General features: G+C 57.1%; 13 protein-coding genes. 8 read left to right on the top strand and 5 right to left on the bottom strand.

Annotated elements, in window-relative coordinates; genetic code table 11:
* Positions 1-844 precede the first annotated feature (844 nt).
* From rfbG to YY7_RS0137040, 8 genes are all read left to right on the top strand, one after another.
* The gene (gene rfbG / locus YY7_RS53985) at positions 845-1,936 is read left to right on the top strand and encodes a CDP-glucose 4,6-dehydratase (RefSeq protein ID WP_051397120.1); all 1,092 of its coding nucleotides are present in this window, start codon (positions 845-847) and stop codon (positions 1,934-1,936) included.
* A gap of 100 nt (positions 1,937-2,036) precedes the next feature.
* A complete protein-coding gene (locus tag YY7_RS0137070) occupies positions 2,037-3,059 on the top strand; it encodes an NAD-dependent epimerase/dehydratase family protein (RefSeq protein ID WP_196237381.1) in 1,023 nt (340 codons plus the stop codon).
* A 16-nt stretch (positions 3,060-3,075) separates the two neighbouring features.
* Positions 3,076-4,128, top strand: a complete 1,053-nt coding sequence (locus tag YY7_RS53980; protein ID WP_051397115.1) for a glycosyltransferase family 2 protein — start codon at positions 3,076-3,078, stop codon at positions 4,126-4,128.
* A complete protein-coding gene (gene rfbF, locus YY7_RS0137060) occupies positions 4,125-4,898 on the top strand; it encodes a glucose-1-phosphate cytidylyltransferase (RefSeq protein ID WP_028167614.1) in 774 nt (257 codons plus the stop codon). Before YY7_RS53980 ends, rfbF begins: the two co-directional genes overlap by 4 nt.
* A 42-nt stretch (positions 4,899-4,940) precedes the next feature.
* Complete coding sequence (locus YY7_RS0137055) at positions 4,941-5,645, top strand: class I SAM-dependent methyltransferase (RefSeq protein ID WP_028167613.1); 705 nt, start codon at positions 4,941-4,943, stop codon at positions 5,643-5,645.
* A gap of 108 nt (positions 5,646-5,753) precedes the next feature.
* Positions 5,754-6,353, top strand: coding sequence for a class I SAM-dependent methyltransferase (locus YY7_RS0137050; protein ID WP_028167612.1), 600 nt, complete (start codon positions 5,754-5,756; stop codon positions 6,351-6,353).
* Between the two features lie 166 nt (positions 6,354-6,519).
* Positions 6,520-8,613: a hypothetical protein gene (locus YY7_RS0137045; protein ID WP_155255469.1), complete on the top strand. Its 2,094-nt coding sequence runs from the start codon at positions 6,520-6,522 to the stop codon at positions 8,611-8,613.
* A 271-nt stretch (positions 8,614-8,884) separates the two neighbouring features.
* Positions 8,885-10,012 carry a glycosyltransferase family 4 protein gene (locus YY7_RS0137040; protein ID WP_028167610.1) on the top strand — a complete coding sequence of 376 codons (1,128 nt, stop codon included), beginning with the start codon at positions 8,885-8,887 and terminating at the stop codon, positions 10,010-10,012.
* Between the two features lie 55 nt (positions 10,013-10,067).
* On the opposite strand, the gene YY7_RS53975 is transcribed toward YY7_RS0137040, so the two are convergent.
* The 5 genes from YY7_RS53975 to YY7_RS53970 all read right to left on the bottom strand — a co-directional run.
* Positions 10,068-11,714 (bottom strand): glycosyltransferase, encoded by a 1,647-nt coding sequence (locus YY7_RS53975; RefSeq protein WP_051397114.1) that lies wholly within the window; start codon positions 11,712-11,714, stop codon positions 10,068-10,070.
* Positions 11,711-13,990, bottom strand: a complete 2,280-nt coding sequence (locus tag YY7_RS0137030) for a glycosytransferase (protein WP_028167609.1) — start codon at positions 13,988-13,990, stop codon at positions 11,711-11,713. Before YY7_RS0137030 ends, YY7_RS53975 begins: the two co-directional genes overlap by 4 nt.
* A 22-nt stretch (positions 13,991-14,012) precedes the next feature.
* Positions 14,013-14,762, bottom strand: coding sequence for an ABC transporter ATP-binding protein (locus tag YY7_RS0137025; protein ID WP_028167608.1), 750 nt, complete (start codon positions 14,760-14,762; stop codon positions 14,013-14,015).
* Positions 14,759-15,496 carry an ABC transporter permease gene (locus YY7_RS0137020; protein WP_051397119.1) on the bottom strand — a complete coding sequence of 246 codons (738 nt, stop codon included), beginning with the start codon at positions 15,494-15,496 and terminating at the stop codon, positions 14,759-14,761. The genes YY7_RS0137025 and YY7_RS0137020 overlap by 4 nt, the downstream gene beginning before the upstream one ends.
* A gap of 453 nt (positions 15,497-15,949) precedes the next feature.
* Positions 15,950-16,310: GDP-mannose 4,6-dehydratase (locus YY7_RS53970; protein WP_035691865.1), on the bottom strand; the 361-nt coding region annotated here is incomplete at its 5' end.

The following is a 16,310-nucleotide window of genomic DNA, read 5'->3' as shown; positions in this document are numbered from 1 at the left end:
ATCGCCGCTTTCGGAAGCTCTAAATCCCCCCGCCTTGGTGCTGGAGACGTGTTGATCACCCTCAAGACGCTGCTCTCCTTCGCCACCCAAACTCAGTTCTCGTTTTCCTCCTTTGTTTGAAGGATCACATCCATTTCAATGCTTGAGCGCATAACGATCGGTCTCGTTCCGCTGTTGATAGGCGCCCCAGAGCAGCCCAGCCGCCCTCGCCTGCTCACGCCGTCAGGTCTGTAACCCTGTTGTGGTGAGAGATGTCGACGACGCGGCGCCTGCATCATGGTCATCGCGAACCCTCGCCAAAAGACGATTGAGCCATAGTAATCTCAGGTATTTGGGGAGGTAGAAGCTTGAACCCTCGCGCCGGCTCGACGTGCTGGGAGGCGACCAGCAGGATCGGCAGACACAGCAGCAACAGGCGACTCTCACCGATCGCGAGCCAGCCAAGCAAATCAAACGAAATTGAGCTGAGAGCCGCGATGCAACGACCAAGTTCTCACGGCGGCGCGAGCGCCCGGAACGGGCGTTACGGTCGATCATGGGGTTGCTCGGAATGGTTGTGGGTGGTAGCGTTTTTAGTATTTAAGAGGGCTACGCGTTTCAGCCGGGAACGCGAGCTCGGGGTACTTCAGCAAATGCGGGACAAAGTCCTATTCGCCAATCGGCTGAGAGGCGTTGCAGCGCTCAGGCAACAAAGCGGTGTGGAAAACTATCCGATCGAAACGTCGGCGCTCCGATCAATTGCGCGCCTATGTCACAAGAGGTTCTGGCATCCGATTGATACGGTGCGCGACCGCAAGTTCCTGGAACGTCAGTGAAGCAGCGGCGCAACCAAGTGGAGAGTTTGGTGATCGAAGCGGAATTCTGGCGCGGCCGCCGCATCTTCCTGACGGGACATACCGGCTTCAAGGGAGGCTGGCTATCCATGCTCCTGAACGTGATGGGAGCGCGTGTTTTCGGTCTAGCGCTGGCGCCGGAGCATCGCGACGGCGTGTTCGTCGCAAGCGAAGTCGAAAAGAACATCGATCACCATATCGGCGACATCCGCGATTTCAACTGCGTATCCAACGCGATGCAGGAGGCCCGGCCTGAAATCGTGATCCACATGGCGGCGCAACCGCTTGTACGGCTCTCTTATGCCGAGCCGGTCGAGACCTATGCGACCAACGTCATGGGAACCGTGCATGTGCTCGAGGCGATTCGCCGCTGTCCAAGCGTTCGCGCCGCCGTCGTCGTCACCAGCGACAAATCCTATGAGAATGACGGCCGCATTCAAGGCTACCGCGAAACTGATCCCGTCGGCGGACATGATCCCTACAGCAACAGCAAGGGATGCGCCGAACTGGTCACCAGTGCGTATCGCCGAAGCTTCTTCTATCGGGCAGGCGACGCGGCCATTGCTTCCGTCCGCGCTGGTAATGTGATCGGAGGCGGAGATTGGGCGCGGAACCGATTGATTCCCGATGCCATCCGGGCTTTCTCTTCCGGCGAGACGCTCCGCATTCGATTCCCCGCAGCTGTCAGACCCTGGCAGCATGTCTTCGATCCGATCGTCGGTTACCTGCGGCTCGCCGAACATCTGGTTCGACACGGCCAGACTTTTGCTTCCGGCTGGAACTTCGGTCCGGCTTCCGACGGTCATGTCCCGGTTCGGCAGGTAGTCGAGCGGCTGGCGCATCACTGGGGAGAGCCCGTTTCGTGGGCTGTCGACGGGAGCGAGCAACCTCACGAAGCCGGCCATCTTCAGCTTGATTGCGCCAAAGCGCGCGATCAGCTCGGCTGGCAACCTTCCGTGAACTTTGAGGAAGCCATCATGCTGACGATCGATTGGTATCGCGCGGCCGCGCGCGGCACCGCACGGCGTACGGTAGCCCTGCAGCAGATTGACTGGCTGTTTGAGCGTCACCGCGCCATGGCGCTGCAAGAAGCCGGAGCTTAGCCTGCGCTGACGAATCACCCGAGGCTTCAAGAACAGATCGGGACCTTGCCAGCCATCGAACGAGGCTGACGTCAAAGCGTCGTTGAAAGGAGGTAGAGGCTTGATCACGAGCAGGGACTTCATCTCTCCGTACATTGATCGCCTCTCCGGTCAGTCCGTCCTGGTCACGGGTGGGAACGGTTTCATCGGGCAGCAGGTTGTGTCCCGCTTACTTGGGCAAGATGTGCAGGTGACGCTGCTCCAGCGGCGGGGAGATCGACGCGGTCGCTCCCGAGACGTATTGATTGCGGACTTCAGCGCCGACGATGCCGATGCGCAAATTTCGGCGGCTTTAAAGGGACGGCGTTTCAACGCCGTGTTCAACTTGGCCGCCTATGGCGTGACGCGCCCTGCCGATCGATCGGCGGAGGCGCTGCATCACGAACGCATCCTTGCCCGCCGCGTCAACGTCGATGCCGCCAAGGCCCTGTTTCTTCATGCGCGCGAGACCGGCTGCGGAATTTTCCTGCAGGCAGGAACGTGTTCCGAGTACGCTCCGCAAGAAGGCCGGGCACTTCGACGGGAGACCGACCCGCTTGAATCGCGCGAGGGCAACGACAACGTCGTCTATGGTGCGAGCAAAGCGATGGCTGGTGAGGCCCTGTTGGCGCTGGCGCGCGAAGGAGGCCCGCCGCTGGTCGTCGCCCGCATCTTCAACGTCTATGGAATTGGCGAGAAGAAACAAAGGCTGTTGCCCAGCCTCGTTTATCACTTGGCGCGCGGCCAGCATATTTCGCTTTCGGCTGGATTTCAGGTGAAAGATTATCTGCACCTCGACGATGTCGTCGAAGGGTTGTGCGCATTTGCGGTTGCTGCTAGAGACCAGAATGTGGGGACGGTCCTTAACCTTTGTTCCGGTTCCCCCGTCAGCGTCGCGCAGTTCTCGCGCGCCGTGGCCGAGGTCATCGGTCATGGCGAGAACCTGTTGGGCTTCGGGGAGCGGCCAACCCACCCAGACGAGGTCTCCTATCTCGTCGGGTCGACAACCGCGCGCAATGCTTTCACGGATTGGCGGCCGCGGCTGCCCATGGAAGTCGGCCTACCGAGCGTGGTTCATTACATGATGGTGTCGACGGAAGATTGACGATGAGGAATCGGCCATGAACGATGTCGATGGATCGGCACGTACGCTCATCACGATTTCGATTCCCGTCTTCAATGAGGAAGGCAACATCGCAAACCTCATGGCGCGGTTGCGCGCAGTCGCCGACAGTGTCGCCGACCGCTACGACTTGGAATTTCTCTTCACCGACAACAACAGCCAGGACGGGACTGTCGCTCTGCTGGAAGCGGAGGTCGTTCGAGATCCGCGGGTGCGCGTGCTGAAATTGTCGCGCAATTTCGGCTTTCAGCGCTCGATCCTGACAAATTTTCTCAATGCCCGCGGCGCCGCCGCGATCCAGATCGATGCCGATCTGCAAGATCCGCCCGAGATGATTCTCAAGTTTCTCGAATATTGGGAAAAGGGATTCAAGGTAGTCTACGGGGTAAGGATCCAGCGCATCGAAAGCCTCATCCTGCGTCTGGCGCGCAGGGCCTTTTATCGATTTATCGACCGCATCACCGAGTTTCATGTTCCCGTCGACGCGGGTGACTTCCGCCTGATTGATCGCGTCATCATCGAGCATCTGCGAGGGGTGACCGATCGCAGCCCCTATTTGCGAGGGCTCATCGCGTCCTTCGGATATCCCTCGGTCGGAATTCCCTATGCGCGCTCGGTGCGCACTCAGGGGACAAGCAAGTTCAATTTCATAAAGCTGCTCACGCTAGGAATGGATGGGGTGACCAGTCAATCGACCAAGCCGCTTCAGTTCATTGCGCTGGCGGGCTTCTCTCTGTGCGGTATTTCCTTGCTCATCGGGTTCGGCTATGCCGTGCTTTGGTTGTTCGGCGCCGGCGAGCGCAGTCCCGGCTTCACGACGCTTGTCATCCTTCAGCTCATCACCTTGGGTGTCAACGCAGCGGTCGCCGGCCTGCTCGGGGAGTATCTGGGACGCGTGTTCGACAATGTACGCGGACATCCCATGAGCATAGTCGAACGCGTTATTGAACATTCGTCTTCCGATTCCACGGGTTCGGGCGCGCCGTCATACGTGCCGGCCGCATCCGCCAAGAACCTCGTTTCGGCCAGCAACGAAGAGGATCAAAGGTGAAGGTCGTCATTCTCGCCGGCGGTCTCGGTACCCGGCTCTCCGAAGAAACCGACACGCGCCCAAAGCCGCTCGTCGAAATCGGCGGACTGCCGATCCTCTGGCACATCATGAAAATCTATGAGCAGGCCGGCCTGAACGACTTCGTCATCTGCTGTGGCTACAAGGGCGCGATGATCAAGCAGTTCTTTTCGGATTACTTCATCAAGACCTCCGACATAACGGTCGATCTCGGACAGCAGAAGATCGAATATCATCGACGATCGGACGAGAAATGGCGCGTGACGCTGGTTGATACCGGCATCGAGACCATGACGGGTGGTCGGGTACGTCGCGTGGCTGCGCATATCAACAGCGAGACGTTTTGCCTTACCTACGGCGACGGCGTTTCCGACTTAAAGGTCGCTGAAACCGCGCAATTTCACAGATCGCATGGAAAGATCGCGACGATAACGGCGGTTCCCTCGCCTGGCCGCTTCGGCATTCTGGACATTGGTTCGAGCGGCCGCGTCGAGCGATTCCACGAAAAACCCGACAATGAAATGGGTTATATCAACGGCGGATTTTTCGTGCTCGAACCACGCGTCCTGGAGTACATAGAAAATGACGCGACGATATTTGAACGCCGACCGTTGGAGCGCCTGGCTGCGGACAACGAGCTTGTTGCATTCCGGCATACAGGTTTCTGGAAGCCGATGGACACGCTCCGCGACAAGCACGAACTGGAAGATATGTGGGCGAGCGGTCAAGCGCCTTGGAAAATCTGGCAGTAGTCCTACGCCAATCAGCGTGCTCATACGAAAGCCACTTGCCCGATGAAACACCAAGATCAAACTGAGGCCGAGTTCGATGCCTATTCCCACGCATACAATGCGGCAGTGAACGAGGCGATCGCGTTCTCAGGGTTGAAAGTCGATTATTTTACCCGCGTCAAAGCGGATTATTTGAGCGACCTGATCGCGGGCCACTTCAAGGATGCGCGCGACGTCTCGGTGCTCGATGTCGGCTGTGGTGTTGGCAACTTCCACAAGCTGCTGTCCGATCGAGTCGGGTCTATCACCGGCGTGGATGTGTCAAAGGCCAGTATCGAACACGCCCGCGAGCGAAATCCGGGAGTTCACTACGAGTCTTATGGCGGAGAGCGACTGCCTTTTGACGACGCCAGTTTCGATGCCGTCTTCACTGTTTGCGTGATGCATCACGTTCCGCCTGCGCAGTGGCCGCTGTTCGCGGCAGAGATGAAGCGCGTCTTGAAGCCGGGAGGCATGGTTGCGGTCTTCGAGCACAACCCCCGCAATCCACTGACGCAGCGGATCGTTTCAAATTGCGTTTTCGACAAGAATGCAGTCCTGCTTCGTTCGGAAGTGACTCGCGCTTTGATCCGGGACGCCGGTTTCAAGGACCTGCTCGAGCGGTTTATCATTTCGATACCGCCTTCGGGGAAATTGCTGCGCTCGATTGATCTCGCTCTTGGACGCCTGCCGTTTGGCGCGCAGTATTTCGTGAAAGCGACCGCATGAAAGCGGCGACGCCGCGAGTTCTTTCGCCAAATAGTTGGATATTCACCGCTCGTCGCGTCAATCTCCGCACGATGCAAAACGACTGATCCGATAAGTTAAAGGCATCAAATGAAGGAAATTTTGAAGTCGCCGGCAATGTATCAGCTCTTCCAAGAAGCCGGCGGTTTCTTCGGTGCACGTGTCAATGCGATCAGAGACTATCTGTCGCTACGTCCCAACATGCGGATCATCGATATCGGCTGTGGGCCCGGCTATATTCTCCGCCACTTGCCTCGTGACATCGACTACATCGGATTCGATATCGACCAATCGTATATAGAGCATGCTACAAAAACATTCGGCCACCAAGGTCGATTCTACTGCCGATATTTCGATGCAACGGCAGCAAAGGAGTTTGCCGGCGTCGATCTTGTCATGATGAATGGTGTGCTTCACCACATTTCCGATGACGAGCTGGAAGGCACACTGATCAACGTTCGTGACGTTTTGAACGATGGGGGCATCCTTTTTACGCTCGATGGCTGCTATAAGGCGGGACAATCGCTCTTCGCGAAATGGATGCTGGACAACGATCGAGGACGGTTCGTTCGCACCAAGGAGGGCTATGAACAGGTACTTCGGACAGCTTTCAGGTCAGTTGAAATGACAATTCGCGATGACTATGCGCGCGTCCCATACACTTTTATCATCGGCATCTCCGGCAAGTAGCTGCGAACCTTGGAATCGCCCCAATGCTCCTGATGCGCTTCGTTCTCGGCTATTCCAAAGCAATCGACACAAACCAACATCAACCGTCGATTCAAACCGATTTGGCCTCTCCCGACGTCCGATGAAACACTTCAGAGCGTCACCGTTGCGCGGACTGGCATTTGGAATGAAAAACACATCGGTAGTGGCTGAATGGTCGATGTTGACGATCGCCGGCGTCGCACTTGTGGCGGCCATCTGGCTGCCATTTGGCTTCGCGCTTGGCGGATTGATCGAGGAATGGGAAGAGCTAGGGCTTTTCGTAACACATGGACCGATCTTTTTCATCGACGGAACAGGCTCGCTCTCCTTCTTGCGCGGACGTCCGCTCACCTTTGCTCCGCAAGCTCTCGCCTACGCTTTGGACCATAGTACTTTTTTCTATTGGCATCTCCTGCTTGCGCTTTCGCTTGTCATAAAGTTCCTTTCGAGCGCATACGTCGGCCGCTTTATGACACGCAGCCTGGTGGGCGGGCTCTTGATTGGAGCTCTTACGCTGCACTACCCGGCCGACACGATGCAGATCAATCTCCGGACCCTACATATCGATTGCTCCATCGCGCTGGCGCTACTGGCCGGCGTATTGGCACTGAGGGCGCAGGAAGTCGCGGGTATGACGGCACGCCTCGCTCTTAGCCTTCTAGCGGCGGCGCTATTCATAGCTGGCAGCCTCATCTACGAGGCGATCTTGCCGCTGGCTCTTGTACCGGCTCTGGCGATGTATGTTCGCTACGGTTTGGTATCAACCGTCGCCAGGTGTGTGAAGCAACCTGCCGTCTTGCTGATGTGGGGCGCCGCGTTGGTCGCGTGCGTCGTCTTTGTCGCCATTATCGGACAACAAAGCGATTCTTATCAGGGTACACTCGTTGGCCAGACGGGCGGCTGGTTCCAGAAACTCGCGTACTGGGCGCGTACAATCGTCTTTACTGCCCTTCATCGCGGTTTTTGGCAGGCGTGGGAGCAGATTTATTCGCTGGCCTGGACACAACTTAGCTTCCGCACGGTCTTTTTGCTCATTTCCGCCAACATCGCCCTTTGCTTCTTCCTGCTAGCGGTCAGAGAGGAAACGGCGAAAGACGTTCCGTGGACCCAAAAGGCGTCGCCGGTCCGCCTGCTCTTCGCCGGAATAGTTCTCTTCGTCGCCTGCTACTCTCCTTTCCTGCTTTCGACGTCGCACGTCGCGATCACCCAGCGAACCTATCTCGCAGCAGCATCCGGCGGCGCCATGGTGGTCACCGCAGTTATCATCGCGTTCCGATTTTTTCTTTCGGCTCGGATTATTGCAACTGTGATCGCCGCACCGACCGTCAGCGCAGCCTTGCTTGCCCAAATCTATCAGCATGATCAGTACAACCGAAATTATGCACAGTTCGGTCGCCCCATTGTCAAGGCGCTAGCAACAGCCACAGCCGCCTTTCCTCCTGGGGCGCCCATCCCGATCGTCAACATGTATGGCGGCCTCAACGGGACTTGGGATTTGGGTGTCGCTGTGACCTTGGTTACTGTCTATCTGCTGCCAACCAGCGGTCCGCCAATCCTATGCGACGGACGAACTGGGCAAATGCTTCCGCTTGTGCGTCCCTTCCCGAAAAAGAGCTGTACGATTAAGGAAGATAATCTGACCGTTGTCGCGGCAGATGGCAAACAGGCGACCTATTCACGTTTCGCTGTGATCGAGAGCGATGGGACCGTTACGCTGCATGACAACAAAGCCACTCCTCCAATCCAGGCGCTAAAGACGATAATGCCGCCTGTTCTGACCCTTGGAAATTGGGCGCCGTCGGACTCGTGGTTCAACAGAGTACGCAACTCCGGCCTTGCCTACGAATGCAAGTTCGAGTCGATGTGGGGTTACGCCGTCCCCTGTCGCACGTTCGGCATTTACGAAGGCGAGTGGACGGGGGTTGGGATGCCTCCCGTTTCCTGGGTGAATAATAAGGATGCCGGCCTCATCATAGACACGCTCGAGCCGAACAGGTCCTACAAGATGATCCTGCAATTGGGGAAATACGCAGTCACCCCCGCGCTTGATCAGCTTCAGTTGACGTTCAACGGCTCGCCGCTGCAACTGGTCTGGACTGACCCGCGTCGCATCGAAGCAAGCATTCCATATGAATTGGTGAAAGATCGCATTAACGTGCTCGGACTCAGCGCTCCCCTGGATGACAAGTCCGGTCTATCGATCGCACTTCAACATCTGCAGATCTGGCCGATGCGCTGACAGATGCTTGCCTGTCCGCTCGCAAGAGGTCGAATCCCGATGGTAGGTTCAAACTGCGAGGTACTGCAGCAAGGGCCCCGGGGAACTCCAAAAAGACTGCCCCTTCATCGCCGGGAATGCTAAATATCATCAACTTACGGCGGCTCTGACCCACCTCGCCATCCAGACGGGGCGTTCCAGACAAGTCGTTTTTTCGACATTCTTGGAGCAGTCGCTTCGAGAAGTGAAATAAAGCGCGAGATCGTGCCTCTGCTTGATCTTGGGAGTGAACTTGAAGGTCCTTCACTTCTTCAAAACCTATGTCCCGGACTCCTATGGAGGTGTTGAACAGTTTATCTTTCAACTCGCTCATGGCAGCAGTCAGCGTGGCGTCGACGTCGAGGTACTCTCGTTGAGCGCGGAAGTCGTTGACGAGACCGCGCGGCTCGACAATCATATCAGCCACCGCATCAAGCGAGACTTCGAGATCAGCTCGACGAGCTTCTCGTTCAGGGCATTCGCAAAATTCTCCGAGCTCGCCCGGCAGGCCGACATCATCCATCTCCATTTCCCGTGGCCGTTTGCGGACGTGGTCTACTTCGCGACCAGAGTTTCGAAGCCAGTCGTGTTGACGTATCATTCAGACATCGTTCGGCAGCGCCTGCTGCTGAGGGCCTATGCGCCCTTGATGCACCGGTTTCTTGGCAGCGTCGATCGGATCGTTGCGACATCTCCAAACTACCTGGAGACCAGCGCCACGCTGGCCGACTTCCGGAAGAAAACGGAGGTGATCCCGATTGGCCTGGATCGCTCGACCTATCCCGAGTATGACCCATCGCTTGCCGCAAAGTGGCCGAGCCTGGCCGGCAAGCGCTTTTTTCTGTTCGTGGGAGTCCTTCGGTACTACAAGGGCCTTCACATCCTTCTCGACGCGCTCCGCGGCACCGACTATTCAGTCGCCATTGCGGGCGCGGGGCCAATCGAAGGAGAACTGCGACAACATGCTCTTGATCTCAACCTGACGAACGTTCATTTCGTGGGAGCACCGAGTGACCGAGAGAAGGTTGCATTGTTGAATCTCTGCCACGCGGCGATCTTTCCTTCTCACCTTCGTTCGGAAGCATTTGGCATAACGCTCCTGGAAGCCGCAATGTACGGCAAGCCGCTCATCTCTAGCGAGGTCGGCACAGGCACCAGCTATGTCAATATTCACGGCGAGACCGGCCTCGTCGTTCCACCTGGCGATCCAGCCGCCCTCAGAGAAGCGATAAGGGCACTGTTCGAGAACACCGATCTGGCCGCGCAGATGGGTGAGCGGGCCAGGCAGCGGTATGAGAGCTTTTTCACGGCCGGCCAGATGGTCGATCGTCATCTGGAGCTCTACAGGGAGATCCTGGCAAAGCGCTCGGAACAGGCTTGATCGAATGGTCTGCTCGCCATGGTGCGGGATGACGGTTCAAATGACGTCCTGCGCCTTAAGCCGCGGGCTTTGAAACAGGCTCAGGTATGCGATCGGCTCGGTCCGATGAAATGCGATCCAGCAGGGTGATGTATTCGTCGACGACGTTGGTCCAAGATCGTTTCGTCAGTTGATCGTAAAGCGCCCGCTGATTTTTCAACAGATGCGCCCGGTTAGAAAGCGCCCACTCGATCTTGCCGGCCATGTCCTTCCAATTGTAAGGATCGAAGAGCATCAGATCGCGCAGCTCGCGATCGGTAACCAGCTCTTCAGTCACGGCAATGCGGGCCATCACAACAGGCGTGTCGACCGACAGAGATTCCGTGAGCGTAAACGGGCAGCCGCCCTCACTCAGGCTTGGGTTCACCGAAAGATCAGCCAGCCGATAGCAGGCGGCAAGTTCGCGGTCCGACAAGCCCTGCAGGCAGAGCACATCGTCTTCGAGATTGTGCTCCTCGATGAATTTGGCGATCTCGGGCAGACCGTAAGGATTCCCGGTCATGATCAACTTGTGAGGCAGATAACGCCGCTTGAGCAGGTGATTGTAGGCACGAAGAAGGGTGAGAACGTTCTTGTTCGGGCGAAACTGACTCGCGTAAAAAATAAACTTGATACCCTCTTTTGCAAATCGATGCGCGCTTTTCGTTGTCGTCGCCTTTCCCAAAGCAGAACCGAAAAGCTTGACGCAAAACGCGTCCGTCACAGCATCCGCGTTTGCGAGCCCTGAAATTTTCACCAATTCATCCAGCCTGTTGACGCCGTGCGGGATCACGCTGACTTTCTCCGGCGGCACGCCGTAGCGGTCGACCAGCGTCCGCTGCTTGACATCAAGGCTGTAGGTCACAAATTGAGCCCCGCCATGGATTGTCTTTTCCACCAACCTGAACGTCTCGAGGAATCGCTCATCGTTGACCGCCGAGAACGCCACCGGAAAGTCTGAAAGCACTACGTCCGGCACGCAGATCAACCGAGGCGCCTTGATGTCGTTGAAATGGGGCCAGAAGGCGGTTGGAGCGAACCAGGCCGAAATCTCCCTGCGTTTTTCGATCTCGAGGGAAAGCAGCCTGGCTTCGGCCGTCTCCATGTAGCGATAGAGTTGCAGGGCGAGCCCGTTATCCTGCGGACGGGCGACCAACCCTCCCACGTTTGGCGTCAGTCGGGAACGGTAACGTCGAATAAGCGCCCGATAAGCTCTTCGGAAAGGCACACTCCGTTTGATTGAGCGAACGGCGTAGTACACCAGAAGCACGGGAAAGGCGATAACTCCTATCAATACCAACGCGGCGATGCTGCGCGTGGTAGCGGCGGTACGCGGCACGTAAGTAACGATCGCACCAAAGGCGGCTCTCATCCTTGACAGATAGTCGCGGACCTTCTTCCGCTTTCGGAGCCGGTAGAGCCTATATTTCTGATACGCTTCATAGAAGCGCAACAAGGTCGGGACCTTCTCAGGTCCAATCACCTCAAACGCGTCGGGCTGCAGGCCGACAGCCCGACTCCATTCCTTCAGCGATTCCCGCATCCAGCTCGGACACGCAATCACGAATCTCACGTCGGCGCGGACCTTCGCTTCCTTGAGGAATTCCGCGAGATAGCGTCCCAGCCCCTGAGCTCGCAAATCGACCTTGGGGGGATAACAAAGATAGATGCCGAAGGTCTTCATAGATACTCTTGGATGACTTGCCAGTACTCAGCGGCCGACTGCTCCAGGGAATGCCGCGCGAAGACCTCCGGTCGGGGCGTGCTGCGCTGCGCTGTTTCCATCCGCTTCAGCTTGCTGGCCATGTCTACCGGATCGTTCGGGTCCGACCAAGTCAGATCAAGCTCGAATTGGCGGTCGATCTCCCTCATCGTAGGATAGTCGCTTGAAAGTGCCGGAACGCCGAACGATGCAGCCTCAACAACGGAAAAAGTGCCATTGTCGATCAATCCGGGATGCCAGAGAAAGGCCGCATCACGCAGCTTTCGGCGATAGACAGGGTCAGGCAGATCGCCCTCAGTCCTCAAACTTACTTTGAGCGCTTTGCTGGCATTGTGAATCTCTCGGGCCGCTACGAGGTGCGTGAGTTTGTGCGTGAACAGTTTGTCCGTATCCACGCCTGTCACGTGGCATTCGAATAAACCACCGTATTCCTCGTAGTAGATTCGGAGCGCCTCCAAAGCGTTTCGGTGGTTCTTGTGGAGAGCAAGATTGGTTGTCCAAATGAAGTACTTCGACGCCGGAGGCCCACCTTGAGCCGAACCGCCCTTCCCGCCGAATGCGGGCACGAGAAGTGGAACTTTCCTCACCTTCTTGGCTGGCAACCCAGCAAACTGGCGCGCGTCATTCGCCGTGAAGTCGGTCGTGACCAAGACCGCTTCAGCAGCATGGGCCCTATCGATGACACGCTGACGGGCGTTCTCATCCATGATGGGAACATACCGCTGCAGATAGTCGTAGATCATGAGCACATAAGGGCGAACAGGAAGGATAGGAAACTGCAGCCGGTCGGAGATAAATATCCACAGATCGCAATCAAGGAATTGATTGATTCCATCATCCGGCACGGCATAGGTCGTCGGCAATAGTGGTCCTTCCACGCCAGCGTAGGCGCACGCTCGAATCGCCTGGCCCTGAGGCAGCGTTCGCCAATGAAATGCCCGCCGCTCAATATGATCGGGTAGATCATCAAACTCTCGATCCGGATAAGAGGTCGGATCATCGAGATGTCCGAAGACAACATCCACCGGTGAGCCGAAGTGTTGACTACCAATTGCTACGGCGTGCGCGAGCAGCTTTGCGCCCCTGAGACTGCCTCCGCGATAAGCGACAGGCAGGATGACGGCGACCCGCTTCTTTCGAACGATCGGAGCTGTGGAGCGCGCTTCCGCCGTCCTCTTGAGGATCAGTTCGATCCCCGAGCGCCAGATCGGTTCACAGTGTTCAGCCTTCATCGAGTCGAGCAGGACCGCTTGTGACTCCCTGATCTGCCCAATCAACTGCTTGTCACCTGCCAGGATCCGCTCGATCTTGCTTCTCGCCTCCTGAGGCGTCTTGCATCGTCCCGGCAATTTGAGGCCGCCCAATCTGTCGAGCAAGCCACCGCCCATGAAGACCAGCGGCATTCCGGCGCGGACCGCCTCGAAGGGATGATAGTGCACGTGGTATCGCTCGGAACTATGGTAGTACATGACAGCGAATGATCGCATGTTCAGGCGATACTGCTCACCCGAGACATAGCCGAGGACATGCTCGTCCTCGACCCGGAGCGGTTGGGCGCCGGCCACCACGTAGGCAAGGCCTGCGAATGTCCGCTTAAAATCTCGATAAACGTCCTGGTAGTAATCGTTGAACGCGAGATCCGGACAGACAAAGAAAATCCGCCGGTCACTGCCAATCCAATCGTCCCGAAGGTCTGCGCTCTCAAGGCCGGCTGGCAAGTAGATGGCTCGGTCGGCCAGCCAACGCGGTTCGACTTCCGCCAGATGGCTGTACGCCTGGCCGAACCAAAGAGACGCTGCTGCATGAGCGGACCAGCTTGGTCCTTTACGCCAACCATAATGAGATAATATTCGCGCATAGCTTAGCGGCGGGTCCGAGAGACCGTATGCCCGCCAAACTTTGGCTCCGCAAAAATTGCGCATTATCGACCTGAAGAAATCTGCGTTCAGGAGGATAAAGAAGATCAGTTGAAAATGCTCGTTTGCGATCCGCCAGGCATCGGCGCTGGGTTCATCATACCAGTCGGTAGCGTTCAATATCGCCAGATCTTGCTTCGGGATCGTCAGATTCTCGTCTTCCGACCAATCTACCGAGCCTGACCTAAATGAAGGGTCGGACGGTATCTTCTTTGGCAGGAATATCTCCTCTATCCCAACCCGCTTTAGCATCGGGACTTCGAATTTTCTGGCGGTGGTATGATTGAGCAACCACATCGCGCGTAGAGGACGGCTCTTCACTCGCACACTCCAGGATCGGTTGCTAACCCAAGCCGTTGATATATTTGTACTGGGCAATCGAGGCTTCGATGCTTCCATCGAAAACGATCTCACCATGATGAAATACCAACCCTCGATCGCACATCGATTTGAGCGATGCAAAGTCGTGAGACGCCAGGACCAAAATCTCGGATTTTTCGATCAGCGCGCGGATGCGATTTTGAGCTTTCGTGATGAATGCCGCATCGCCCGCCCCGATGACTTCGTCGAGCAGGAGCACATCACCTTCCACTGCCGTCGATACCGCGAAAGCCAGTCTCACCTGCATGCCCGCCGAGTAGGTCTTGATCGGGTAGTCGATAAACTCTCCAAGATCAGCGAAGCGCACGACCTCGTCTTCGATCTCGCGCATCTTCTTCGGCGACATGCCTAGCAGCAGGCCACGATAGAGGATATTCTCCCGACCCGATGCATCGGGCTCGAACCCAAGGCTGAGATCGAAGAGAGATCTGATCCTGCCCTCGACGATCCGCTCTCCGCCCGAGATCGGATACAATCCTGCGACCATCTTGAGGAACGTTGACTTGCCGGCTCCGTTGTGTCCGAGCAATCCGACCCTCTCGCCGGCCTTGATCTCGACGCTGACGCCTTTCAGCGCGTGAATGTGGTGTATCTGTCCCTGCCGGATCTTCTTTCCCGTAACTGCGCCTGCCAGGAGGCTCTTCAGTGAGCGTTCCCTGAAGGCCGCCGAATGATAATGGAGATCGACGTTATTCAACGATATCCGGTTCATAGATAATAGATGACCTTCTTTTCGGCGGAGCGGCCGACCAGGACGGCCAGCAATGTCAGCACCGCGACCAGGCCGAAGCTGAAGCCGTAGTTCTGCCAGGTCGCCCACTCGCCCTGCAGCAGGGGAGCGCGAACGATCTGAAGCAAATGGTAGATCGGATTTGCGTCCACCAATAAGTGGAGCCCCCCGCCCCGAAACACCTTTGGCTCGAGGTAGATGGGCGAAATGAACCACAGCGCCTGCAGAACAAGGCCGAGCGCATGTGGCAGATCCCGGAACCGCGCACCGACATAACCGAGCAAGGTCGCGAGCGGCCAGGCAATAAGCACCAGAAGCGGAATGACGGTGGGCACAGCGATCCACGCCCAACCGAAATTCTGGGGACGCCAGATCAGCACCCATACGAGCAGGCTCGTGCTCGCGCACAGAAACACGATGAGATTGGTCAGGACCGTCCTCAAGCTATAGATGGCCAGAGGATGTCTGCATTGCTTGATGTATGAGTCGGCCTGCACGAAGGTCAGGGAACCGCCCACGGCGGAGGTGACCACGAAGTCCCATAGGATCATTCCCGACAATATGAAAGGAGCATAGTCGGCGATATCGCTGTGGAATATCTTGCCGAATACGATCGACAGGAGGATCGTCAGACCAAGGGGCTGGATAATGGTCCAAAAGATGCCGAAGAAGGACCGTCGCCATTTGGCGCGAAGATCTGACAATGAGAGGTGCATCCAGAAATGACGCGCCTCCCAAATGCCGCGGATGTAGCCAAAACTGGACAAATCAGATGCAGATGACGGTTTGATCTTCGCCGGCTCGTGGAACCGATCACCGGAGCTGTACGACGCTATGGCCATCTTGAACCCCAATCGAGCTCGTGCGGAGCAGATTAACAAAGGACGTTCGGGTCGAACGCGGGAGGCGCCCCAGCAAAGGACCGTGGACCTGCCTCCCTGGCTCTGACACATCTCGCATTATAGGCGGAGCCTTGCCTCTGGCCATGCCCGCCGACAATCTTTCCCGACCCAAAAAACCGCTGATCATTCAAGAAACTAACTCGCGAGTTCCACTGGAACCGCGACCTTCTGCAGCTTCATAGCAGTGCCTATGAACTGAATAAGACTTTTGTTCGTCGCGCAGAGCTCCGGGCGGCGTCAGACCGCGGCTCGGACCTTTGCTTCAGTTCATTTATCATCTTCGTCTGTTGCCCTTGCAGCCTCCTGCCTGGCCTCGGCGAGGTCGCTTGCAACCATCTCCTTCACGAGCTGGGCAAAGCCGGTCTTCGGCTGCCAGCCGAGCTTTGCGCGCGCCTTGCTGGCGTCGCCGATAAGAAGATCGACCTCGGTCGGCCGGAAATAGGTTGGATCGATGCGGACCACGGTCTTGCCGGATTTTGTGTCGACCCCGATCTCGTCAACGCCCGTCCCGCGCCACTCGATTCCGCGGCCGACTTCGGCAAACGCAAGTTCCACGAATTCGCGCACCGAGCGCGTCTCGCCAGTCGCCAGCACGAAATCGTCAGGAGCATCCGCCTGCAGGATCCTG

Origin of the sequence: Bradyrhizobium elkanii WSM2783 (assembly GCF_000472865.1) — a bacterium.
GTDB lineage: Bacteria > Pseudomonadota > Alphaproteobacteria > Rhizobiales > Xanthobacteraceae > Bradyrhizobium > Bradyrhizobium elkanii_A.
This window is presented reverse-complemented; position numbering and strand designations above follow the sequence as displayed.